The sequence below is a fragment of the Brenneria sp. L4-2C genome, from assembly GCF_040240335.1.
Lineage (GTDB): Bacteria > Pseudomonadota > Gammaproteobacteria > Enterobacterales > Enterobacteriaceae > Brenneria.
Window position 1 is genome coordinate 1 of record NZ_JBEIAC010000053.1, and the last position, 1,634, is coordinate 1,634.

Sequence of the window (1,634 nt, forward strand, 5' to 3'; positions counted from 1 at the left end):
CCCCCTCTGTCAGGATAGTTGTCACCCCCTATTGAAAAGCTAAATGGGGGCAATGGAGCCTGATATGAAACGTTATTCACCGGAGCGGAAAGCCACTGTATTGGCAAAATTATTGCCGCCTTACAACATGACCGTCTCCTTGCTGGCTCAGCAGGAGGGGATTTCTGACGCAACCCTGTATAATTGGCGTAATCAGGCCAGACTGGAGGGGAAACCGGTGCCCGGAGCCAATAAAACCACTGAGCAATGGTCGAGCGAAGCCCGTTTTGCCGTCATTGTTGAAACCGCCACGCTCAGTGAGGCGGAATTAGGGGAATACTGTCGTCGCAAAGGACTCTATCCACAGCAAATAGCACAGTGGAAGCAGGCTTTTATCGAACAGAATAACGATAGCCCTGCGGATAAAGCGCAGTTAAAGCAACAGGCTAAAGAAAACAAGCAGCTTAAACGTGAACTGGCGCGAAAAGAAAAAGCGCTGGCGGAGGCTGCCGCCTTGCTGGTACTGCGAAAAAAGCTCAACCGTTACTACGGGATGGAAGACGAGGACGACTGACGCCCGTCCTTGAACGCGTGCAATTTATCCAGTGGATACGGGAGGCGATGAACCAGGGGGCCCGTCTGACTCCGGCCTGCCGGGAAGTGAATATCAGCCTGAGAACCTGGAAGAGATGGCACAGACAGGCCGAAGATCGGCGTCCTACCGCAGTACGTCCGACCCCGGGCAATAAACTGACGCTGGCGGAGGAACAGCAGGTACTGACCGTGTGTAACCAGCCGGAATACGCCAGCCTGCCTCCTGCGCAGATCGTGCCGCGTCTGGCGGACAATGGCATCTATCTGGCGAGCGAATCAACGTTTTACCGGATACTCCGGCGCCATGGTCAGGTTCATCATCGCGGTCGTAGCCGGGCGCCGGTAACCCTCAGTAAGCCGACCAGCTACCATGCCACTGCGCCCCGTCAGGTCTGGACCTGGGATGTGACGTGGTGCGCGTCACGGGTACGAGGCCGTTATTTTTATCTGTACCTGATAGAAGATATTTTTAGCCGGAAAATCGTTGGTTATGAGGTTCATGAAGAGGAGAACGGTGAGCACGCAGCCGCGTTGCTGCACCGTGCCGTGCTGCGAGAACGATGCTACCGGCAACCGCTGGTGCTGCATGCCGACAACGGTGGGCCGATGAAGTCCCAAACGTTAAAGGCAAAACTGGAAGAGCTGAATATCACGGGTTCGCACAGTCGGCCTCGGGTCAGTAACGACAATCCATTCGTGGAGTCATTGTTCAGAACGTTAAAATATATGCCGGGCTGGCCGTCAGCGGGCTTCACGGGACTTGATGAAGCCAGACGATGGGTTGAACGCTTTAGCCGCTGGTATAACGAAGCGCATCGACATAGTGGCATCGGTTATGTCACACCGGAACAGCGCCACCAGGGACAAGATACAAGTCTGCTGGCAAACAGAAAAGCGGTATATGAAGCGGCGAGGAAAGCCAGACCGGGTCGATGGTCAAGGCAATGTCGTCAATGGCAGCGTGAAGGCGTGGTGATGTTAAATCCGGATAAGCCACAAAACGCATCAGAAAAAGCAGCCTGAAAACGCATTAAGGGTGACAACTTCGTTGACAGCTACCG

Annotated in this window: 1 protein-coding gene; it reads left to right on the forward strand. The window is 54.5% G+C overall.

Annotated features, from left to right (window positions below; all coding sequences use genetic code 11):
* Positions 1 to 64: 64 nt before the first annotated feature.
* Positions 65 to 1,596, forward strand: a protein-coding gene (locus tag ABRZ26_RS24985) for an IS3 family transposase (RefSeq protein ID WP_413556485.1) whose coding sequence is annotated in 2 segments (ribosomal slippage) — positions 65 to 515 and positions 515 to 1,596 — 1,533 coding nt in all. Because the reading frame shifts where the segments join, the coding sequence is not laid out codon by codon here.
* The last annotated feature ends 38 nt before the right edge of the window (positions 1,597 to 1,634 follow it).